Annotated in this window: 20 protein-coding genes; 4 read left to right on the forward strand and 16 right to left on the reverse strand. The window is 62.9% G+C overall.

The genetic code is table 11. The annotated features are described in order from the left end of the window. Positions 1-251 precede the first annotated feature (251 nt). From ACLRGI_RS09090 to ftsH, 11 genes are all read right to left on the reverse strand, one after another. A complete protein-coding gene (locus tag ACLRGI_RS09090; protein ID WP_419201343.1) occupies positions 252-1769 on the reverse strand; it encodes a DHA2 family efflux MFS transporter permease subunit in 1518 nt (505 codons plus the stop codon). Positions 1770-1874: 105 nt separating this feature from the next. Then, entirely contained in the window at positions 1875-2777 is a 903-nt protein-coding gene (gene panC / locus ACLRGI_RS09095; protein WP_419201345.1) for a pantoate--beta-alanine ligase, read from the reverse strand. 5 nt (positions 2778-2782) lie between these two features. Further along, complete coding sequence (locus tag ACLRGI_RS09100) at positions 2783-3691, reverse strand: Rossmann-like and DUF2520 domain-containing protein (protein ID WP_419201346.1); 909 nt, start codon at positions 3689-3691, stop codon at positions 2783-2785. Beyond that, on the reverse strand, positions 3684-5327 hold the full coding sequence (locus ACLRGI_RS09105) for a PH domain-containing protein (protein WP_419201348.1): 1644 nt from the start codon (positions 5325-5327) through the stop codon (positions 3684-3686). The genes ACLRGI_RS09100 and ACLRGI_RS09105 overlap by 8 nt, the downstream gene beginning before the upstream one ends. After that, a complete protein-coding gene (locus ACLRGI_RS09110; protein WP_419201349.1) occupies positions 5324-5836 on the reverse strand; it encodes a PH domain-containing protein in 513 nt (170 codons plus the stop codon). Before ACLRGI_RS09110 ends, ACLRGI_RS09105 begins: the two co-directional genes overlap by 4 nt. Next, the gene (locus ACLRGI_RS09115) at positions 5817-6338 is read right to left on the reverse strand and encodes a DUF3180 domain-containing protein (protein WP_419201350.1); all 522 of its coding nucleotides are present in this window, start codon (positions 6336-6338) and stop codon (positions 5817-5819) included. Before ACLRGI_RS09115 ends, ACLRGI_RS09110 begins: the two co-directional genes overlap by 20 nt. Then, positions 6335-6880: a 2-amino-4-hydroxy-6-hydroxymethyldihydropteridine diphosphokinase gene (gene folK, locus ACLRGI_RS09120; RefSeq protein WP_419201351.1), complete on the reverse strand. Its 546-nt coding sequence runs from the start codon at positions 6878-6880 to the stop codon at positions 6335-6337. Before folK ends, ACLRGI_RS09115 begins: the two co-directional genes overlap by 4 nt. Next, positions 6877-7236: a dihydroneopterin aldolase gene (gene folB, locus ACLRGI_RS09125; protein WP_419201352.1), complete on the reverse strand. Its 360-nt coding sequence runs from the start codon at positions 7234-7236 to the stop codon at positions 6877-6879. Before folB ends, folK begins: the two co-directional genes overlap by 4 nt. A 12-nt stretch (positions 7237-7248) precedes the next feature. Further along, positions 7249-8154 (reverse strand): dihydropteroate synthase, encoded by a 906-nt coding sequence (gene folP / locus ACLRGI_RS09130; RefSeq protein WP_419201353.1) that lies wholly within the window; start codon positions 8152-8154, stop codon positions 7249-7251. Positions 8155-8159: 5 nt separating this feature from the next. Continuing rightward, the gene (gene folE / locus ACLRGI_RS09135; protein ID WP_419201354.1) at positions 8160-8795 is read right to left on the reverse strand and encodes a GTP cyclohydrolase I FolE; all 636 of its coding nucleotides are present in this window, start codon (positions 8793-8795) and stop codon (positions 8160-8162) included. 10 nt (positions 8796-8805) lie between these two features. Continuing rightward, complete coding sequence (ftsH, locus tag ACLRGI_RS09140) at positions 8806-10875, reverse strand: ATP-dependent zinc metalloprotease FtsH (protein WP_017198273.1); 2070 nt, start codon at positions 10873-10875, stop codon at positions 8806-8808. Positions 10876-11389: 514 nt separating this feature from the next. Between ftsH and ACLRGI_RS09145 the strand changes: the two genes are divergently transcribed. Next, a complete protein-coding gene (locus ACLRGI_RS09145; protein WP_419201355.1) occupies positions 11390-12367 on the forward strand; it encodes a hypothetical protein in 978 nt (325 codons plus the stop codon). Positions 12368-12380: 13 nt separating this feature from the next. Here ACLRGI_RS09145 and ACLRGI_RS09150 read toward each other — a convergent pair whose 3' ends face one another. The 5 genes from ACLRGI_RS09150 to dacB form a co-directional block, all read right to left on the reverse strand. Further along, positions 12381-13223 (reverse strand): hypothetical protein, encoded by an 843-nt coding sequence (locus ACLRGI_RS09150; protein ID WP_419201356.1) that lies wholly within the window; start codon positions 13221-13223, stop codon positions 12381-12383. Positions 13224-13673: 450 nt separating this feature from the next. Further along, on the reverse strand, positions 13674-14225 hold the full coding sequence (gene hpt / locus ACLRGI_RS09155) for a hypoxanthine phosphoribosyltransferase (RefSeq protein WP_011772910.1): 552 nt from the start codon (positions 14223-14225) through the stop codon (positions 13674-13676). Positions 14226-14256: 31 nt separating this feature from the next. Beyond that, positions 14257-15327 (reverse strand): tRNA lysidine(34) synthetase TilS, encoded by a 1071-nt coding sequence (tilS, locus tag ACLRGI_RS09160; protein ID WP_419201531.1) that lies wholly within the window; start codon positions 15325-15327, stop codon positions 14257-14259. Between the two features lie 92 nt (positions 15328-15419). After that, positions 15420-16541 carry an Rv3626c family coenzyme F420 biosynthesis-associated protein gene (locus ACLRGI_RS09165; RefSeq protein ID WP_419201357.1) on the reverse strand — a complete coding sequence of 374 codons (1122 nt, stop codon included), beginning with the start codon at positions 16539-16541 and terminating at the stop codon, positions 15420-15422. Between the two features lie 60 nt (positions 16542-16601). Then, positions 16602-18047 carry a D-alanyl-D-alanine carboxypeptidase/D-alanyl-D-alanine endopeptidase gene (dacB, locus tag ACLRGI_RS09170; RefSeq protein WP_419201532.1) on the reverse strand — a complete coding sequence of 482 codons (1446 nt, stop codon included), beginning with the start codon at positions 18045-18047 and terminating at the stop codon, positions 16602-16604. Positions 18048-18194: 147 nt separating this feature from the next. Between dacB and ACLRGI_RS09175 the strand changes: the two genes are divergently transcribed. The 3 genes from ACLRGI_RS09175 to ACLRGI_RS09185 all read left to right on the forward strand — a co-directional run bounded on the left by ACLRGI_RS09175 (position 18195) and on the right by ACLRGI_RS09185 (position 20644). After that, positions 18195-18683 carry an inorganic diphosphatase gene (locus ACLRGI_RS09175; RefSeq protein ID WP_014920365.1) on the forward strand — a complete coding sequence of 163 codons (489 nt, stop codon included), beginning with the start codon at positions 18195-18197 and terminating at the stop codon, positions 18681-18683. Positions 18684-18863: 180 nt separating this feature from the next. After that, a complete protein-coding gene (locus ACLRGI_RS09180) occupies positions 18864-19844 on the forward strand; it encodes a hypothetical protein (RefSeq protein WP_419201358.1) in 981 nt (326 codons plus the stop codon). Further along, the gene (locus ACLRGI_RS09185; protein ID WP_419201359.1) at positions 19841-20644 is read left to right on the forward strand and encodes a hypothetical protein; all 804 of its coding nucleotides are present in this window, start codon (positions 19841-19843) and stop codon (positions 20642-20644) included. The genes ACLRGI_RS09180 and ACLRGI_RS09185 overlap by 4 nt, the downstream gene beginning before the upstream one ends. Positions 20645-20666: the final 22 nt, after the last annotated feature.

Genomic DNA, 20666 nt, shown 5'->3' on the forward strand with positions numbered 1-20666 from the left:
CACAAGGAAAACAACCCCACAACACCATCAAACGAGCGCCAAACAGCAACTACAGGCTTCCGTGAAGCCCATCACATGAATCAACCACCACGTCACGGCCGCTAAACACGAAAGCCGACCACCGCCGTCGAACCCTTAAACCAACAACGCTCCCCCACCGAAGCGAAGGAGCGTTGAACTCAAACCCGAGGGACCTGAGAGAGCGATCGGCTCAAGCCAGAGGGATGTGAGAGAGCGTCGGAAGGAGGCGGTCAGTGACCCCCATGCCCTCCGGCGCCGTTGGTTTTGCGCATCATGGCGCCGAGCACCACGGCAGCAACAGCTATGACAGTGGCTGCCAGGAATGCTGCCTGCATACCGGCTACCTCGTTCGAAGAGGCAGAAACCACAGCATAGATGGACACGAGCAACGCCGTCCCGGCTGCACCAGCAACCTGCTGCGCGGTGCTGATGATCGCCGAACCGTGCGAGTAGAGGTGCGGAGGCAAGGGGTTCAGGCCAGTGGTGAATGCCGGTGTGAACAGCAACGCCAGGCCAAGGCTCAGGGTGACGTGCAGGGCTATGACCCAGCCGAGCGAACTTCCCTCATCCAGGCGCGAGAACTGCCAGAGGGTCAGGACCATGAGCACCGAGCCGGTAACTGTGAGCGGGAGCGGGCCGACTTTGTCGAAGATCCGCCCGATGACCGGGCCCAGCAAGCCCATGGCCAAACCACCTGGCAGCAGCGCCAAACCTGTTTCCAAAGGCTGAAGGTTCAGGGTGTTCTGCAGATACAGCGGCAACAGGATCACACCGCCGAACAGCGCCATCATCGCAACGACCATCAGGAGCGTGGAAACGGTGAACATGCGGAACTTGAAGGCGCGAAGATCCAGCAGCGGGGCGTCGGACTTCTGGAGCTTGAGCTGCCGGAAGACAAACAGCGCCAGGCAGAGAACACCGACAACCAGCGCGATGACGGGAACAACGCCGGCCTCGGCGCCACCGATCTGGCTCAAGCCGTACACCAGGCCGCCAAACGCCGGCACGGTGAGGATCACCGAAGGAACATCCAAAGTGGTCTTCTCGCGCTCCCCCACGTTGGTGAGGTATTTGGCACCGATCGCGAAAGCGGCCAGGGCAACAGGCAGCACGAACACGAACATGAAGCGCCACGAGAAGTGGTCCAGGATGATGCCGGAAACCGTGGGCCCCATGGCCGGTGCAACCGAGATGGCAATGCTGACGTTACCCATGACGGCACCGCGCTTGGACATCGGCACCAACGTAAGGATGGTGGTCATCAGCAACGGCAGCATGATGGCAGTACCACCGGCTTGCACGATGCGTGCCAGCAACAGCACAAGGAAGCCCGGCGCCAGTGCGGCCAGGAGTGTGCCGCCGCTGAAAAGCCCCATGGCCAGCATGAAGGCCCCCCGTGTGCTCATCCGTTGCAGGATGAATCCGGTGGTGGGGATGACGACAGCCATGGTCAGCATGAACCCGGTAGCCAACCACTGCACAGTGGACGCACTCACCTGGAGGTCCGTCATGAGCCGCTGGAGGGCGACGTTCATGATGGTCTCGTTGAGGATCACAACGAAGGTTGCCACCAGCAGCGTGACAATGACGGTCACGGATTCACGTGACATCTTCCCGGACACCGGAGCCTGCGGCGCGGGTCCGGGTGACACCGGTGCCTGCGGGGCTACGGCCTCTGCAGAAATGACAGTGCCGGAAGCGCCGGATTCAGGCTTGCCGTTGGCGTCGGACGTGACGTCGGTAGACATGAGGATTCCCCAAGGGTTGGATTTGGTGTCCGGCGATCGATGCCGGTGAAGACTAGAACAGTCTAAGGGCCTATCCAATTCCCGTCAGCAGAAAAATTCCAAACGTTAGGAGAACAACGGGGCGTTGTCGATCAACCGCACCGGGCCCACCTTGGCCGCGATAATTGCCAGCCCTTCCCCACGGAACGGCGTCTCCTTGCAGTTCTCGGCGAGCGGCTCCAGCGTGACGGGATCGACGACGTCGAAATAGTCCAGCTCCACCAGCGGTTGTGACTCGACCAGCCCGACGGCGGAATCGAGGTCGAGCGGTTCGTGCGCGTTTGCGCGGGACTCAATCAGGCGCAAGGCCCGCGAGAGCACGAGCGCTGCCTCGCGCTCCTGGTCGGAAAGGAACCGGTTGCGGCTCGAGAGCGCCAAGCCGTCCTCGCTGCGAACGATGGGCACGGAAACAATCTCCACGGGGAAGTTCAGGTCTGAGACCATTCGCTTCACCAACGCCAACTGTTGCGCGTCCTTCTGCCCGAAGTAGGCCCGGTAGGCCGCCGTCGTGCCGTCCGGTGCAGCACCTCCGGGTAGTCCGTAGTGCAGCAGTTTGGCCACAACGGTGAGGGCACCATCAAAGTGCCCGGGGCGCGAGGCGCCTTCCCATTTGTCCCCGAGCGGGCCGGACGTCACGCGCACCAGGGGCTGTCCGCCCGGATACACCTCGTCCACTGACGGCGCGAAAACCAGGTCCACGCCCTCAGCATCAAGCAAGGCCATATCGGCCTCGAGCGTGCGCGGGTAGCGGTCCAGGTCCACCGCGTCCCCGAACTGCAGTGGATTCACGAAAATGGTGGCCACCACTACGTCGTTCTCTGCCACGGCGGTCCGGGCAAGCGCTCCGTGGCCCGAATGCAGTGCGCCCATGGTGGGCACCAACCCCTGCGAAGTTCCGCCCTTGGCGGCCAGGAGTTTGGCACTCTCGGTCCGCAGTTCCGCCGCGGTGGTCACGAGCTTGATGGCCATGCTGTTCAGTTTCCTTCCGGCGCCTTGGGTTCGGCGCCCAAGGCCTCGTCGATCTCATTCAGTTGTTCGGGACGCAGCAGTCCACGGTTTCCCGCCCTGCGTGCAGTGGCCCGTGCCATGGCCTGGTATGCCGCAAGGACATCGCCGCCTGCACCGCCGTCGTACTCTTTCAGTGCTTGCGCGTGCGCGGAAACGGTGCCCACATCACCGCGCGCTACGGGGCCGGTCAATGCAGACTCACCGGAAGCGAGGGCGTTCTCGAGCGTCGCGCGCAACAATGGTCCAAGCATGGACTCCGGGGTTTCGACGCCGATCTCCCGCAGCATCTGCGATGCCTGCGCCACCAGCGTCACCATGTGGTTGGAGCTGTGCGCGAGCGATGCGTGATAGAGCGTGCGGTCGGCTTCAGCAATCACCACCGGCTCCGCACCCATCTCCACCACCAGGGCCTGGGCGATGGGCAGCATGGCGGCGTCGGCAGTGACACCGAACGTGCAGTCCATAAGCCGTGTGAGGTCCAGGCTCATGCCTGTGAAGGTCATGGCGGGATGCAGCGCCAACGGAATCGCGCCGACCCCGCGGACCGGATTCAGGATTCCGACGCCGAACCGGCCGGACGTATGCGCCACCAGTTGACCGGGCTGCCAGGCGCCGAGCTTGGCCAGTCCCGCGACCAACTCGCCTAGGGCGTCATCCGGGACTGCCAACAACACGAGCTCCGAGCGTTCCACGATGTCCTGGATCTCCAGGATCGGCACCCCGGGAAGCAGGTTCCCGGCCCGCTCACGGCTCGCCTCCGACACAGCAGAAACTCCGACGACGGCGTGCTCGGCTGCGCGCAAAGCGGCGCCCAACACGGCACCCACCTTGCCGGCACCGATGATCCCGACGCCGAGTCGTCCTGGCCTAGCCATCGTGGCGTTCCTCCTGTTTCGGTGAAGTGTGGGCTCGCGTGGGCTGAGCAGGTTGTTCAGGCTGGACCGGTTGTTCAGGCTGGACCGGTTGTTCAGGCAGGACAGGTTGTTCAGGCAGGACCGGTTGTTCAGGGAGGGCGGCTGCGACCTCCGGGGCCTGCGGAGCCACCTGCGCCAGCCATTGTTCGCTGGTTTGCCGCTTACGGGCTTCCCGGGCACGGGCTGCCTGCTGGTCGAAGAGCTCCACTGCCTGCTCCACCCCGGCCTGGAACACCCGTGGAGAAACGGGCCCGGCCGTGGTGTGGAGGACAAGATCGGCCACGCCGAATCGCCTCGCCCATGGGCCCTGGTGCAGTGCCATGGATTGCGTCCGCTGGTGCGGAACCACAACAAGCGTGTGCCACCAGCGGCCGGATCGGATCAGCAACGCAGTTTTGGTGGCAAGGAATCCGTTGCGTCGCCAACCCAGCGGGGCCAGCAGGCGCGCGCGACGGGGAGTGGTGGTGAAGCCGTCACTCGTTGCTGCGTCAGTTCCCACCGGCGCAATTCCATTCAGCCCCGCAGTAAATACCCGTTCCGGATCCTCAACTCCAGGATCTGGCAACGCCAACGACATCATCCGCAGGACGTCGGACTTCAAGCCAACGGGAAGCAACATGGTGCGGGCAGCACCTTCGGTACTGGCAGACACCCCATAACCCGCGACGTTCACGGCCATCCGGTACCAGCCGAAGATCCTCCAGAGGGGCGGCTGCGTCACCATGAGCGCTTGAATGCGTCCCGGAGGCAAGGTCTGCGCCTGGGTATCCAAAAGGCCGTACCGAAGGCGGATGCCGTCCGGTGAGATTGCAGCCGTGAAGTTGTAGCCCTTGTTGAAGGAGCTCCAGTACGCGGCACCGATTCCCAGAATGCCGGGAATGAGCGCCAGGAAAAGTGTCTGGTTCTGCGTGAAAACGGAGACGGTTACCACCACGGCCGCGCCCACCAGTATTCCGATGGTCTGCTCGCTCAGCAGCAAGGAACCAATGAGCCGGTTCGGTGGCACGGACAGCACAACATGCTCGGGCGCTTCCGGAACTTCCTCTGCCGTCTCAGGCCCACTAACCACACCCGCCGCCCGCGCAAGGATAGTGGCGCGCAGCTGCTTGGCTTGGTCCAGCGGGAGGTAAGCAAGCCGCACGGCCGACTCGCCGGCGTCGGCCACTTCAAACTTGAGTTCGGCAAGCCCGAAAATCCGGGCCAAGAGCGGTTGCACAATGTCGATCGCCTGAACGCGGTCCAGCCGGGCCTGTCGTTGCTGCTTGAACAGGAATCCGGTGTTGACGCGGACATACCCCTCAGCCACTTGGTAGCGCGTGAAGTACCAGCTCAGGATGAAACCGCCAACAGTCAACAGCAACACCACGGCGCCGCCGGCCAAAAGCCATGGCACCCGGCCGCTGAGGTTCGGATCCATGAAGTCGCGGCCCTGCAGCATCCGCTCGAAAGCGTCACGGCCAAAGAAGAATCCGACGGCGGCCAGCGCCACCCAGCCGCGAACGAACGGTGACGCAGGGTGGACCCGGTTCCAGCCGTCGTCGACCGTAGTTTGCGCCTTGCCCGGGAGGCTCTCCGTAGCGTTGTTCTCCAGGCTCACAGCCCGGCCAACCTGGCTTCTCCGCGAGCCGAAAGCTGCTCGCGCAGGCGTGCCCCTTCTGCTGAGGGGAGGCCAGGCAAGTGCGCGTTGGTTCCCGCTGACGCCGTGTGGAGTTTGAGCGTGCACAGTCCCAAGCTGCGTTCAACGGGACCAACCGCAACATCCACGTACTGCATCCGGCCATAAGGGACCACCATGGTCCGTTGGAAAAAGATGCCACGGCGGATGAGGAGGTCGTCGTCCCGCTCGGCATAGCCGATTGCCCGTACTTGGCGCGGAATCAGCACGAGCCGCCACAAAGCCAAGGCCAGCGCTACCGCGGGAACCGTGATCGCGAGCCACAACGGAGGCCAGCGCCACCAACCGAGCAGCACGAAAATGAGAGGCAAACTGAGGACCGCCAGCATCACGACGTTACCGATGGTCCACTCCACCAAGCGCACGGTGACGTACTTGCGCGATACCCGCAGCCACTGGACGCCGGGTGGGTCAATCGCCTCGGTATGCATATTCGCCTTCACCCTTTGTTTCACCGCGACGCGTTTCCGGTCCGGCGGTACCACCTTCCAGATCCTCGGGCGGGATCCGGCAGAACCGCTCCACCACGAGTCCAACAACCACCATTACAACGCCGCCGCCACCCATCAGCAGGGCATTCCAGAGGATTCCTTCACCGCCACGCAAACCACCAATACGAAGCAGATCCGCCGCGATTCCCACATGCCAGCCGAGGAGCAACGTCCCGGCGTAGGCGCAGGCCTGTGCCAGAATCAGTGTCCTTGCCGCAAGGATCGGATTGAGCAGATTCTTCTTCTTGCCGTTGCGCCAATGAAGCACCCGGATGCCCATGATCAGCGTCAGCACGGCGATGACCGCCATGGTGATCAAGGCGGAGACCGGCAGCACCGGTGTGGGCATGCTGAAACGGTTGGTAGTGACGGTAGCCAACCAGCCAATGACGGCAGCGATGACCGCGATGAGCACCAGAACTACGGGGCGCATTGCTTTCATGGCTGCTCCACTGCTCCAGTCGCCGGCACACCGGCCACGTCACCGAAACCATCGAACCGCCGGATGTCCGGCATGTCAGCGGCCTCGGCGGCCAGTTCAGCCACGCTCCGGCCATTCAGTGTGGCGTGCGGCTCCAGCAGGGACCACGGGTAGAGCACGAAAGCGCGCTCGGATGCCCGCGGATGCGGAATGGTGAGAACGGGATCGTCGCTAAGGACGTCGCCGAACACGATGATGTCCACGTCAAGCGTCCTGGGTCCCCAGCGCACCTCGCGCGTGCGGTGGTGCTTCTGTTCCACCGCATGGCAGTGCTTCAGCAGCTCCAAGGGAGTCAACGTGGTCTCCACCGCCATGACCATATTCAGGAAATCCGGTTGGCCCTCAGGACCACCCACCGCCTTTGTCTGCACCACCGGCGACACACCCAGGAGGCGCACCTCCGGCGGGTCCACCAGGTCCGCGACGGCCGTGGACAACGTGTCGTTCCGCTCCCCCAGGTTGCTGCCAAGGGCCAGGATGGCCTTGGTATAGCCCGACGTCATGATCGCTCCCGGTGGACGCTGACAGTGACGTCGCCAAAGGGTACCTCAATGGGTGCCTTGGGCTTGTGAACAATGACATCGACGGCGGCCACGTTGTAGTTCTCCAGGATGCCCTCGGCAATCCTGACGGCCAGGCCCTCAATGAGGTTAAGGGGCTCACCCTCGATGTACTTGGTAATCAATTGGGCCACTTCACCGTAGTGGGCCGTGTACTGGAGATCATCCGTCTCAGCCGCTTTGGTGAAGTCCGTGTACAGCACGGCGTCCACAACGAAGGGCTGGCCGTCACGGCGTTCGAAATCGAACACTCCGTGATAACCGACGGCGGTGACGCCGGTCAGCGTGATCCTGTCCACAGCGGTATCCAATCAGCGGGAAATACGGGCGGCGACCTTGACGGCGTCAAGGCTCGGGCCGACGTCGTGAACGCGGACAGCCCAAGCGCCCTTGGTAGCGCTCAAAGCGGTGATGGCAGCAGTGGCTGCATCCCGTTCCAACGGCGCAGCGGATTTACCGGCCACTGTCAGGAGTGAACCGAGGAACCGTTTGCGGGAAGCAGCGACCATCACTTTGTGGCCCAGGGTGAAGAGCTGGTCCAAATTCTTGAGGATCTCCCAGTTCTGGTCCTCGTTCTTGGAAAAACCGATACCGGGATCGACGATGATCTGCTCAGGTGCAACGCCAGCTGCATAGAGCTTGTCGCGGACACCGCTGAGCTCAGCCACGACGTCCTCTGTGACGTTGTTGTACTCCGTCAAGCTGTCCATGGTCCGGGCGTCGCCGCGGCGGTGCGTCAGGATGTAGGGAACCTTGGTCCGGGCGACAAGCTCGGGCATATCCGGTTCAATCGTCAGTCCGGAAACGTCGTTGATGATGGCCGCGCCCGCCTCGACGGCAGCGGCGGCGGTGGATGTGTGCATCGTGTCGATGCTGACCAGCGCGCCGGCCTTCACCAACGCCTGGATCACGGGGATGACCCGGCGCTGTTCTTCCTCAGGGGAAACCGGTTCAGCACCCGAGCGGGTGGATTCCCCACCGACGTCGATGATGTCCGCGCCAGCGTAAAACATGCGCAGGCCGAGCGCGATGGCGGTGTCCGGTGTCCGGTGAGTACCGCCGTCGCTAAAGGAATCCGGGGTGACATTGAGGATTCCCATGACGAGCGTACGGTCCGTTGGCAGGTCCTCGAACCTGGCCGCGGGTCGCGGTTTGCGGAGAATCGGCAGGGGGCTTGTGGCCGGGCCGGTTCCAGGTGCTGCAGCGAGGGAGTCCATAGTGCTTACCTTCCGAGTATTAGGCTCATGGCCTCGGCGCGGGTGGCCGGGTCATGGAGTTGACCGCGCACCGCACTGGTTACGGTCTTGGCGCCGGGCTTGCGGATGCCGCGCATGGACATGCACATGTGTTCACATTCGACCACGACAATTGCGCCGCGGGGGTTCAGGTGCTTCACAAGCGCCTCAACGATCTGCGTGGTGAGTCGCTCTTGCACCTGCGGCCGGCGCGCATAGATATCGACCAGCCGCGCCAACTTGCTCAGGCCGGTCACTTTGCCGTCATGTGACGGAATGTAACCAACATGCGCGACGCCGTGGAACGGCACCAGGTGATGCTCGCACGTCGAATAGAAGGGAATGTCCTTCACGAGGACAAGCTCTTCATGGTCGAGGTCGAACGTAGTGGACAGGACATCCGCCGGGTGCTGGTGCAGACCTGCAAACACCTCCGTATACGCCTTGGCCACACGCTTTGGCGTGTCCAGGAGGCCTCCGCGCTCAGGATCTTCTCCTATCGCCAGGAGGATCTCGCGGACAGCCGCTTCAATGCGCGGACGATCCACTTTGTGGCCATGCTTGGAGCCCGCGGCGGAACCGTGGGCGGCGGCGAGGTCGTCGTCGTCGTCGAAATGAGTCACAGCAGAAAGCTTAGCCGTGATGCGGGTGGTCGTTGCCGCCGTCGGGTTGCGGGGCTTGGAATGACTCCTGGCTGCTGACTCCTTGGGCGTGCGGTGCTACTACGTCCAGAGGTTCGTCCAACCTTGCCTTCTTGGCCTCTTCCTGGGCTTCGCGTTCCGCCTTCTCGGCACGGGATTCCACGGGCGGGATGGACTGGACCGGACGGGATTCCTTGGACAGCCAGATCTCGCGGAAATCCCGCTTCCGGATGTCATGGAAGATCTCGGCGATCTCCGTTTGGTTCAGGGTCTCGCGCTCCAGCAATTCCAAGGCCAGCCGGTCCAGGACATCGCGGTTTTCCGTGAGGATGGCATAGGCCTCATCGTGCGCCTGGTCGATCAGGCGGCGTACTTCCTCGTCCACAACGTAAGCGATCTGATCCGAGAAGTTGCGCTCTTGTGCGGCGTCGCGGCCGAGGAACGGCTCACCACCGCCCTGGCCCAACTTCACAGCTCCAACACGTTCGCTCATGCCGTACTGGGTGACCATCTTCCGGGCCGTGGAGGTGGCCTTTTCGATGTCATTGGAAGCACCTGTGGAGGGATCGTGGAACACGATTTCCTCAGCGACGCGACCACCCATGGCGTAAGCCATCTGGTCCAGCAGTTCGTTGCGGGTGACCGAGTACTTGTCGTCCTCGGGAATCACCATGGTGTAGCCCAGAGCACGGCCACGGGGAAGGATGGTGATCTTGGTGACCGGTGCGGAGTTACGAAGAGCAGCAGCAACCAACGCGTGGCCACCCTCGTGGTAAGCGGTGATCTTGCGCTCAAGTTCCTTCATGACGCGGCTGCGCTTCTGCGGACCCGCCATGACGCGATCGATTGCTTCGTCAAGTGCGCGATCATCGATCAGGTTGGCATTGGAACGCGCAGTCAGCAGCGCCGCTTCGTTCAGGACGTTGGCCAGATCCGCGCCCGTGTAGCCGGGAGTCTTCTTTGCAACACCCCTGAGATCGATCCCCGGGGCCATCGGTTTGCCCTTGGCATGGACGTTGAGGATCTGTTCGCGGCCGATCATATCCGGGGCTTCCACGGTGATCTGGCGGTCGAAACGGCCCGGGCGCAGCAGCGCCGGGTCCAGGACGTCAGGACGGTTGGTGGCCGCGATGAGGATGACGTTGGTCTTCACATCGAAACCATCCATCTCAACGAGGAGCTGGTTCAGCGTCTGCTCGCGCTCATCGTTACCGCCGCCGATACCGGCACCACGGTGACGTCCAACGGCGTCGATTTCATCCACGAAGATGATGGCCGGGGAGCTTGCTTTGGCCTGCTCGAAAAGGTCACGAACACGTGAAGCGCCAACGCCGACGAACATTTCAACGAAGTCCGAGCCTGAGATGGAGAAGAAGGGAACACCGGCCTCACCGGCGACAGCGCGGGCAAGCAACGTCTTACCAGTACCTGGAGGACCGTAGAGCAGCACACCCTTGGGGATCTTGGCACCAACGGCCTGGAACTTGGCCGGTTCCTGGAGGAACTCCTTAATTTCCTGGAGCTCTTCCACGGCTTCATCAGCGCCGGCTACGTCAGAGAAGGTCACCTGCGGCATGTCCTTGTTGACCAGCTTGGCCTTGGACTTGCCGAACTGCATCACCTTGGAGCCGCCGCCCTGCATACGGGAAAGCAGGAACCAGAACAGGACACCGAGCAGCAGCACAGGAATGAGCAGGGAGAACAGCCCGGAGAACCAGTTGTTCTCGACCGGCTGGTCAGTGAAGCCCTTATCCGGGTTGGCGTTGGTGACAGCCTTCACCACATCCGGACCGCGATCCGTGACGTAGAAGAACTGGACGTTCTTGCCCTTGTCCTGGCCGTCCAGGTTCAGGTTGTCCTTAAGCACCAGGTCAACGCGGTTCTCGGCGTCGAAGATCTTGGCCTGCTCAACCTTCCCGCTTTGGGAAAGGAGTTCGAGGCCGTCCTTGGTGTCAATGCGCGTGGAACCGCCCGGAGCCAATGTTGCGAATGCCACCAGGAGCAAGCCAACGACGACAACAATCCAGATGCCCGGGCCCTTGAAGAAACTCTTAGCTTTCATCTGATCGGGGTTTTGCCCCGTCCCTCCTGGTAGTGCTGCAAGGCGCAACTTCTGCGCGCGAGTGGTGCTGCTTCAGTTTCAAGCTATACACCGTTCCCAGTAATTCACGCATCGGAAAGTCCAAAAGTTCCCTCTGGGCGTACACAGGATACTCGCGTTGTGTGTGCTGGAACAGGGCTTTTGAGCGGCGGTGTGGGCTTGGGCGCGGTGTTCACTGGCTGGGCGGCGCGCCCTTTCGCGCCATCCGCACCCGCAACCACCGGTGCGCCCCGGCGCACCCCCTCGCGCCATCCGCACCCGTAACCGCCGGCGCGAACGGCGGCAAAAGGTGCGGGCACACCCCCGAGTGCGGTCCACGCGCTCCCACTCACATTTCCAGCACATCCACCTCGAGCACCCCTGGGGTGCAGCGCCGAGATATGGCATTGGTAGGGCGCTTAGTGCCGATGCTCTTTTTCCACATAGCTCAGGCCGGAGCTTCCGACTTCGCTCAAGACCGGGGAGCGTAGAACCCATGGCCTTTCAAGAACTAATACTTGCCTCGGACGCGACACGGATCGGGCAAGACGCGCGCCTACTCGCGAAGCAGGCCAAGCGTGGCGACCTGGTCCGAGTCCGACGGGGCACGTATGCCCGCTCTGCTTATTGGGCGGGATTGAATGAGCGCCAGCGGCACGGCCTTCAAGCAGCTGCACTGGTCAACACCGCGAAGACACCGCCCCTCTTTAATTTGCAAACAGCCGCACTCCTTTGGGGGCTCGGCGGAGCGAGTGTGCCAAAGCGATTATGTACAGTCACTGAAGATCCAAGAGGCGGCAGGTCAAAGCACGGGATCCGGAGAAGCTTAGGGTCTTTTGACAGCGGGACAACCCAATTGGGCGGCTTCCGGGTAACGGACAAGGTCCGCACCACTGTAGAGCTGGCAGCCACTCTGAACTTCGCTGAGGCCCTGGCGATTCTCGACTCCAGCCGTCGCGACCAAGGGTGGGGCGATGCTCGGGAAGTGGAGGATTGGGACAAGGACAAGCCATGGGGTCCCCCGTCGAGCGTTGACGAACTGGCCGAAGCTGTCTCCGCTCTCGCCAGCCAGTCAAGAAAACGACGTGCTGGCACGATTCTTGAGTTGTCCACAGACAAGTCTGAATCGGTGGGCGAATCCATGAGTCGAGCCCAAATGATACTGCTAAATTTCCCCACCCCTAGCCTTCAAGGGTCTTTTACTTTGAGGAATGGACGAACTGCCCGAGCGGATTTCTGGTGGCCGGAACTCGACCTGGTGGGGGAATTTGATGGCTACGGAAAGTATCTGAGAAATGAATTGCGTGGAACCCAAACCCTCCAGCAGGCAGTCATGGCGGAAAAAGCCCGTGAAAACGGCCTACGGGCTCTGGGCCTCACCGTTGTTCGCTGGGATTGGTCCGAGATGATGAATCCGCGCGTGTTCGCACGTATTTTGAACGACGGAGGTCTTCATTCTCTTCGGGCAGCCTAAGGCTTTGATCAGGTCAGGCCGTGGTTACGGGGAGCACAAGCAAGTAACCGGTGGGCAGGTCGGTGCTCCAGCGTCGTGGCTCCCGGACCACGAACTGCGTGGCCAGTTGCTCCGGGGTTAGCAGGCTGTTGGGTTCAGGGGATGCTCCCCATTGTCCGCTTCCGTAGGGGTACAGCGGATCGAGCACATTGATTCCTGTTACGTGGAACTCCGGAAACTGCGCAGGATCGCCCACAGACTCGAAGCCGCTCATGACCCAGGCATGGCGACCACTCCACATGACCAACCCCACTGGTCGGCCAGTCTCCGCGATGGCTCGGGCTGCTGTCTGCAGGGTGTCCTCATAGTTAGCGATGCTGACCACTGTGTAAGGGCCCATTCCAACTTCGGTCAGCACTTGTGCCCAACCCCGGGGGTTGGCACCGTTGAACGAGTTGGACGATCGCGCACGCGCCATCTCCCAGAGCTCACTTTGCTGTGCGGAGGATGCCCACGAACCGCCCCCGGTATCGTCGATGAGGTTGTGTGCCATCTGAATGCTTGCAGCAACGCACCATTCAAAGGTGTATTGCGGCACGAAATCTCCCTCCTGATAGAGGTTTAGAGCGAAAGCCTGGGGCACGGCGGGCGGTGCGGGTGGCGCAGGCGGTGGCGGTGCCGGCAATGGCGGCACAGCAGACTGCGTGGCATTCGTTGACGGGGCCGCGGCAGCGTCAACCGTAGTTGGCGCGGCGTAAGAGGTCGCGATTGGATGACCGGCATCAGTCTCGGTGAGATCGACGGCCGGAGTACAGGCCGTGAGGAGCGTCGCCATGACAGCGAGCCACGTCAAAAGACGGGCAGGAGCACCGGTCATGGTCCAGTTTAGCGCGAGCGTTGGCGCAGCGGACAGGTTCGGCCGTTCACGCACCCGCTACCCGCACCCACTCCCGCCCGGCGCACCCCTTAAGCGCCAACACCGCACCCACACCCGCCAAACGCACCAGAGGTTACGGGGGCAAACGGCGGAAAAGAGCGCGAAGGAAGGAACCACAAGCCAGGGGGCCAGAGCGCGTGGACACCGAACAAGGGGCAAGGAGAACAGCGAGGGCAACCAGTCCACGGATAGGGGACGGCGGAAAAGGGGGCAGCGGACAGGTTCGGCCGTTCACGCACCCGCTACCCACACACTCCCGCCCGGCGCAACCCTTAAGCACCAACGGCGCACCCTTTAAGCGCCAACACCGCACCCACTCCCGCCAAACGCACCAGAGGTTACGGGTGCAAACGGCGGAAAAGGGCGCGGCGGCGGGGTAAGCGAAGGGGCTTACTCGTAAACGTGCGGGGCCAGGGTGCCCACGAAGTCCAGGTTGCGGTACTTCTCGGCGTAGTCGAGACCATAACCAACCACGAATTCGTTGGGGATGTCGTAGCCGACGTACTTGACGTCGATTTCCACCTTGGCGGCGGTCGGCTTGCGGAAAGCAGTGCAAATTTCGACGCTGGCCGTGCCACGGGATTCAAGGTTGGACTTGAGCCAGGACAGGGTGAGGCCGGAGTCAATGATGTCTTCGACAATCAGGACGTCCTTGCCCATGAGGTCGGTATCGAGGTCCTTGAGGATCCGGACAACACCAGAGGACTGAGTGCCCGAGCCGTAGGACGAGACAGCCATCCAGTCCATGCTGACGTGGCTGTGCAGTGCACGGGCGAGGTCGGCCATAACCATGACTGCGCCCTTGAGGACACCGACAATGAGGATGTCGCGGCCTTCGTAATCTTTGTCGATCTGCGCCGCGAGCTCCGCGATGCGCGTTTGGATCTGCTCTTTGGTGTAAAGAACGTGCTTGAGATCTGCCTGGACGTCGTTTGAATCCACCAATGGCTCCTGTTTTGATGCTCGGGTGCGGCTACTGTTGGGACGGTTTCTGATGCCGGAATACTAGCTTCCCACAGCGCGCGGCTTCACGTGGACCGCCCTTGGCCGGATCACGGGTCGCATCTGCAACTGAAACACCTGATGAAACTGAGCGTTCCTGCTCCAAATCGCTGAGGGACAAACGATACACACTCACATGGCCGGGAAGTTCAACGGGTCCGGCTGAACCTTGCCGGCGAAGCAGCGCTTCCGCAGCTTGGAGGCGCCCGTAGCCGGGTTGTTGACCACCGACGTCGGCCGCTGCCTTCGCGATGACGCGGAACCTGAGCGCTGCGGGCAGTTCACGGACAGCGTCCTCGGGGAGCGAAACGTCGCCGCCCTCGCGCTGGACCAGTGAGAGATAAGTCTCGTTGGCCAGGTCTTCCAGAAAATCGGCATCCTGCTGGAGGATGGCGGCGGTCCGGGCCAGCGATTCGGCGACGCCAGGGCCGAGCTTTTCTTCCAGTACGGGCATCACTTCAACACGCGTGCGGGATCTGGCGAACGCGGGATCGGCATTGCTGGGATCATGCCAGGGAGACAACTCCTCCACCCGGCAGATTTCCAAGGTCTCCTCCCGGCGAAGGCCGAGAAAGGGTCGGAGCAGCCGACCACGAACGGGCCGCATGCCAGCGAGGGACCGCGTTCCGGACCCACGGGCCAAGCCCAGGAGTACTTGTTCGGCTTGGTCGTCCAGCGTGTGGCCCAGCAGGATCGCATCGCATCCAAGGTGGTCAGCAGCAGAGTCCAATGCTGCATGACGGGCATCCCGGGCTGCAGCCTCGGGACCGAATCCAGTGGCGGCAACTTCTACCGTGCGGACTTCCACCGGAGATAGTCCCAGATCGCGCAACACGGAGGCCGCCCGGGAAGCGACCTCTCCGGAACCAGGCTGGAGTTGATGATCCACCACGACGCCCGCGACAGACACCGGGTGTCCGTCCACGTGACCTCGTCTGGCGAAGTAGGCGGCAATGGCTGCCAAAGCCAGGGAATCCGGGCCTCCACTGCAGGCTACAAGCACATGTGATGGGTAGCCCGCAGCAGCCAAGGCGTTCTGCAACTGCTTACGGGCCTTGCCGACGACGGGCGCCAACCGCCCGGGCCGCCGTCGACCCTTACCGGCGGAATCGACGGCAGAACCGGAAGGAACGCTCAAAGCCCCATCCGCTCAAGCCACAGCTTGGAGTTGTGGATTTCTTCCTCGGTGGGCAAATACCCGGCGGAGTTCCACACTTTGTTGAAGCCCTCCATGCCGGCCACGCCAACAACTTCCCGAACGAACTTGGCGCCATCGGTGTACTGGCGCATCTTGGCGTCCAGACCGAGGAGGTTGCGGATGAACTTCTCCACCACACCGCGGTCCTTGCCGCGCTCGTTGAAGCGCTGGCGGATGGTCTTCACGGACGGAACAATGCTCGAATCCACAGCATCCATCACCACGTTGGCGTGACCCTCGAGGAGGCTCATGACCGCTGTGATGTGGGATAGGGACGCCTTTTCCTCCGGGTTCTGGAGGAGATCCAGGATAGCGCCGCGGCCCGGCGTTTTCTCGGAGGGGTTACGGTCCCGCAGGGACTTGGCTACAGCGCCGGCGCGTTCAACCAACGTATCCATGTTGCCCAGGAGATTGCCGCTGAGCTTCTCGATTTCATCCAGCATGTGGTGCCGGAGCCACGGTGCGGCCGCGAACTGCACGCGGTGGGTCTGTTCGTGCAGGCAGACCCAGAGACGGAAGTCGTCAGGGTGGACGTTAAGTTCGCGCTCCACGGAAATGATGTTCGGCGCAACCAACAAGAGTCGGCCGCCCGGTGGAACATTGGAATCGGGGGCCAAGGCGGCAAAGGGGTCGTACTGGCCGAGGACTTTGCTGGAGAGGAATGCGAGCACTGCGCCGAGTTGGGTGCCCGTGATGGCTCCGCTGGCGGCGGCCGCCGCCGGGGTCATCGCCACTCCACTGCGGCTCTCCAGCATCTTCTTCAGCGCAGGCTGGAGCATCACGGAGAAGCTTTGGGTATTGGCCTTGGACCACGAGGCCCGGTCCACCACCAGGACATGCGAATCACGCAGGTCCCTCGCGGCATCCAAGCCGGTGATGTCGTGCACGTGCGGGACGGAAATATCCGCGTTGAAGCGCAGATTGTCCACGGCTTTGCCGATCTCCCCGGCGCTAAGCTCCGGACCTGGCGGGGCAAGCCGGGCAGCCGTAGAGGCGGCCAGGTCCCAATTGATCAGGGACTGGGCCCCTGCTGACGAATCTCGGGCAGATGACACCATACGGTCCATCACACCACACGAGGCTGACAGTGTGCCTTAAGTTCGCTGCGCGCGGAGGAGTCAGCCCCGGCACCCGCACGAGGCCAGCACTGACGCCGACCGGTCCATGGCCACCTTGTTGCCCGCCGCTCCAGGGTCCAGGCCATTGCCGATGAACGAGAACACCAGCAGCCGCCCATCGGCGTCCACCACATAGCCACTCAACGCGATCACGGTATTCAACGTGCCCGTCTTGGCCCGCACCAGCCCGGCGCCCTCGGACGTACCGGCCTCGGCATATCTGTCGCCCAGGGTCCCGGTGAGGCCGGCCACCGGGAAACCGTCGAGCGCGGTCCGCAAGGCAAGGTGAGGCCCGCTGGTGATGGCACGGACAACTTCAGCGAACTGGCGGGCAGTCACCTGGTTCTCCAAGGCAAGGCCTGAAACGTCGGCCAACTGCATCGAATCCGTGGCGATTCCCAACTCCCCCAGCCTTTGCCGCACGGCTGCGGTGGCGCCGTCGTACGTCCCCCCGTGACCGGACGCCAAGGCGGTCATGCGCCCCAGCGCTTCTGCGAGGAAGTTGTCCGAGGACTCGAGCATCAGGTCCACTTGCTCGCTGACGGTGGCGGACTCTGCAGCGGCCAGCTCTTTGGCGGGGAGGCCTTTACCGCGTTCGACGCCGGGACTCACCGAAACACCGGCAGCCGCCAATTGCCCGGCGAACGCCTGGGCGGTGGTGATGGCGGAATCCTGGGGTCTGGGACCGGTCAAAACGTCCGGGGCATAACGGCCGGAGTTCAACGCCAAGGAGAACAGGGGCGCGGTTTCGCCGGCGGCGACATCGTCCAAACTCCATGCGGGGTTAAGGGGTGCGCCGCTGAAGAGCGAGTCGTCAACTTGTACGGTGATTGGTCCCTGCACTCCGGCCGAGGCCAAAGTGGCAGCCGTGTCCGCAGCCAACGACGCCAGTCCGGCACGGCCCAGGACAGCTGTGGGCTCCGAGGCGGAACCGCCGAGCAGAACGTCCCCACCTCCGGTCAGCACCACTGTGGAGGGATTGTCGGACGCGAGCACTCGGGTGGTGAACCGCGACTCGGGACCGAGGGCCTTCAACGCAGCCACGGCGGTCAACAGCTTCATATTCGAGGCCGGGATGCGGTTGGCATCAGCCTCACGGTCGAAAAGGACCTGACCCGTGGACGCGTCCAGCACCACGCCGCTCATACTGCCCCCACCGTCCGGCTTGAGCGTGGAGTCCAGGAGTTTTGCGACCTCGCCGGCAACCGGGATAGGCGCTGAGTCGCCCAACGGAAGCACGCTGTTTGCCCCCGAGAGGCGGTCCGGCACCTGTTGCCAGGAGGGAATGGACGGCGGGGGCTTGGGGAAACTGAGCAGGTTGGGAAACATGCCCACTGTGACCACGGCGGCGAGGCACAACAGGACGGTGGTCAACAGCACCGGCCACGTAAAGCGCCCCCACGCCGCGGGCACCCGCTTGCGGGCACCCCCGTTTTTAACGCCCATCATGGAAGTTGCTTGGTCCTGTCAGTCCTGAAATGTCCCCGCCGGTTCAAGAAACCCGGGCCTCTCGCTATATCCTCAATAGTAGTCGGCGGCGCCGGCGGCGCTTTTGCCTGCCTCGCCCCACCCACACCCGTCAAGGAGCATTCCATGAAGCACGACGTCACCATCGAGATCCCCAAGGGATCGCGCGTCAAGTACGAAGTTGACCACGAAACCGGCCGTGTCCGCTTGGACCGCGTCCTGTTCACCTCCATGCAGTACCCCACACACTACGGTTTCTTCGAGAACACCCTGGGCGAAGACGGCGATCCGCTGGACGCACTGGTGCTCCTGCAGGACTTCGATCTGCACCCGGGCGTCATCGTTGAATCGCGCCCCATCGGCGTCTTCAACATGACCGACGACGGCGGCGGAGACGCCAAAGTCCTCTGCGTCCCCGTTGACGCACGTTTCGACCACATCCAGGAAGTCAGCGACGTCAGCGAATTCCTGGTCAAGGAAATCGAGCACTTCTTCACGCGCTACAAGGACCTGGAGCCCGGCAAGTGGGTCAAGGCCGAAGGCTGGGGCGACCGCGCCGCTGCTGAAGCCGAGCTGGAAGCTTCCATCAAGCGCTTCTCGGCTGAAGGCCACTGATTTTCACGGCCTTTAACGCTTGACGCCCGACGGCGGCTGGTGCGGTCCCTCTGGACCCCGCCGGCCGCCGTCGTTCTTTAACGGTTTATGCACATGGGCATGTCTCCCCATCGCAGCAGCTTGCCGGTCCGCCTAGGCTGGGACGAGACTTTTCGATGCATGTTCACAGGGGGTTTCCTTATGGCTGGGTTTTACGGCGCGGACATTGCGCAGCTTCGCAGTCTGGCGGGTGTGATGGGCAAAGCCGCCGACGCCATCAGCCTGCAGAGCACGCAGTTGTCCAACGCCATCAACTCCACCACGGCGTGGCAGGGCCGGGACGCCACGGTATTCAAGGGCGATTGGAACAGCCAGCACCGGCAGAGCCTGGTGAAGGCCGCCAACATGCTGCGCGAAAACGCGAGCCAGCTGAAGAAGCACGCCAACCAGCAGGAGTTCGCCAGCCACAATGATGGCTCCGGCTCCTCGGTTGGTGTCCTCAAGGACGTCTATGACACCGCGATGGGCGTCAAGGGTGTGGCTGCCCCGTTGTGGACGGCGTACAAGTACCTCAAGCTTGGCAACGCGGAATGGGTGAAGACGCGCGAAGTCCTGACCAATTGGCGGGCCGGCGGGACTGTGGTCCGCGATGCCATGACCGCACTGCGCAACGGTGAGAAAGTCACTGACGTCCTCACCGACCTCAAAGCCAACATCCCCTACAGCCAGGCCTTCCAGGAGGCCAGCAAGTTCTCCAAGGGCCTCCGCATTGCCGGAGCCCTGGCGGCACCGCTCAACATAGTGGGCGGCATCAGCGACATGATCAACCCCGAGCACGACGGCTGGCGCGGTACTGGTGACCGGGTCGCAGGCGGCTTGTCCGTGGTTGGCGGCGTTGGCAGCATCATGCTTATGACAGCCGGCGGCGCAGCCCTGCTGGGACCGATCGGTGCTCCCATCGTCATCGGCGCCGGCATCGTTGCGGGCGCGTGGGCGTTGGGTAACCTCGTAGCCGACAACTGGGACTCCATCAGCAACTTCGCCCGCAACCCTGGCAGTTACATCGCTGACGGGGCCAAGGAGGTGGCAGGCTTCGCCAAGGACGTAGGCAGTAAGGTGGCAGACGGGGTCAGTGACGCCGCCAAGTCAGTCGGAAACTTTGTCGGAGGGATATTCGGATGACCACCAGCACCATGAAATGGACCCAGCGGGACATTGAGGCCGCGGCCAAGGTTCTGGCTTCGGCCAGCGCGATCGGCGCGTCTTTGCCCACGCTGACCGATGAAGAAGTTGTGGCCCTGGACGGTGTTCAGCACGAACAACTGGTTGCCCTGCCGTGGCTTTCGGCCCAGGACGCCAGCAAGGAACTGATGTGCGCTGTCGCCTTGCGCGGCTTGCTCGCCAAGGAACTCGTGTACCCCGTGGTCTTTGAAGGCGAAACCGAGCCGTCCCGCTTGCATGCCACCGAAGAAATTACTGGCGCCCTCACGCTGCGCCGCAGCGGCAGCAGCGTAGTCTCCGCGGAACGCACCGTATCCACCGGCAAGCGCTGGCTGTACGGCTACCTCCACGATGAAGGCGTCCTGCTGGAAGAAGTGGACGAAAGCGGGCTGCACGGCTTCACTGTTGTCACCCGTGATCAGCTGGTACCGCGCCTGGCCGGGTTCGTAGACCCCCAGCAGGCAGCCGCACGCGACACCGAACCCGCAATTTACACGGAAGCCCAGTTCGAGGCGCACGCCGCCACCGCCTTGGCCGATACCCAGGCCGCGAGCAACGTGGTGGCCTTCAATTCCGATACCAACGAATTCCCCACGGTCACGGTATACACCGGCCCGTCCGGTGTTCACGTGCTGACCCCCCGCGTGGAAGGTTCACCCGAATCCGGCCCGGAGCAGACGGAATCGGTGTCGTTTGAGCTACAGGAAACCTCCGCTGCCTCGTTGGCCCGCGTCCTGGGTGGGCTGGCCGGACTAGCCTGACGTTCCACACCGAAGCCATCCA

The sequence above is a fragment of the Paenarthrobacter sp. PPS72 genome (assembly GCF_048537125.1).
GTDB lineage: Bacteria > Actinomycetota > Actinomycetes > Actinomycetales > Micrococcaceae > Arthrobacter > Arthrobacter nitroguajacolicus_E.

What these genes read in the sequence shown, in the direction of transcription:
- ACLRGI_RS09100 (WP_419201346.1), bottom strand. Translation starts at nt 3,691, where the DNA reads ATGGCTAGGCCAGGACGACTCGGCGTCGGGATCATCGGTGCCGGCAAG.
- ACLRGI_RS09165 (WP_419201357.1), bottom strand. Translation starts at nt 16,541, where the DNA reads ATGGTGTCATCTGCCCGAGATTCGTCAGCAGGGGCCCAGTCCCTGATC.
- ACLRGI_RS09110 (WP_419201349.1), bottom strand. Translation starts at nt 5,836, where the DNA reads ATGCATACCGAGGCGATTGACCCACCCGGCGTCCAGTGGCTGCGGGTA.
- ACLRGI_RS09185 (WP_419201359.1), top strand. Translation starts at nt 19,841, where the DNA reads ATGACCACCAGCACCATGAAATGGACCCAGCGGGACATTGAGGCCGCG.
- ftsH (WP_017198273.1), bottom strand. Translation starts at nt 10,875, where the DNA reads ATGAAAGCTAAGAGTTTCTTCAAGGGCCCGGGCATCTGGATTGTTGTC.
- ACLRGI_RS09175 (WP_014920365.1), top strand. Translation starts at nt 18,195, where the DNA reads ATGAAGCACGACGTCACCATCGAGATCCCCAAGGGATCGCGCGTCAAG.
- ACLRGI_RS09180 (WP_419201358.1), top strand. Translation starts at nt 18,864, where the DNA reads ATGGCTGGGTTTTACGGCGCGGACATTGCGCAGCTTCGCAGTCTGGCG.
- ACLRGI_RS09150 (WP_419201356.1), bottom strand. Translation starts at nt 13,223, where the DNA reads ATGACCGGTGCTCCTGCCCGTCTTTTGACGTGGCTCGCTGTCATGGCG.
- ACLRGI_RS09090 (WP_419201343.1), bottom strand. Translation starts at nt 1,769, where the DNA reads ATGTCTACCGACGTCACGTCCGACGCCAACGGCAAGCCTGAATCCGGC.
- folK (WP_419201351.1), bottom strand. Translation starts at nt 6,880, where the DNA reads ATGACGTCGGGCTATACCAAGGCCATCCTGGCCCTTGGCAGCAACCTG.
- ACLRGI_RS09145 (WP_419201355.1), top strand. Translation starts at nt 11,390, where the DNA reads ATGGCCTTTCAAGAACTAATACTTGCCTCGGACGCGACACGGATCGGG.
- dacB (WP_419201532.1), bottom strand. Translation starts at nt 18,047, where the DNA reads ATGGGCGTTAAAAACGGGGGTGCCCGCAAGCGGGTGCCCGCGGCGTGG.
- ACLRGI_RS09115 (WP_419201350.1), bottom strand. Translation starts at nt 6,338, where the DNA reads ATGAAAGCAATGCGCCCCGTAGTTCTGGTGCTCATCGCGGTCATCGCT.
- folP (WP_419201353.1), bottom strand. Translation starts at nt 8,154, where the DNA reads ATGGACTCCCTCGCTGCAGCACCTGGAACCGGCCCGGCCACAAGCCCC.
- panC (WP_419201345.1), bottom strand. Translation starts at nt 2,777, where the DNA reads ATGGCCATCAAGCTCGTGACCACCGCGGCGGAACTGCGGACCGAGAGT.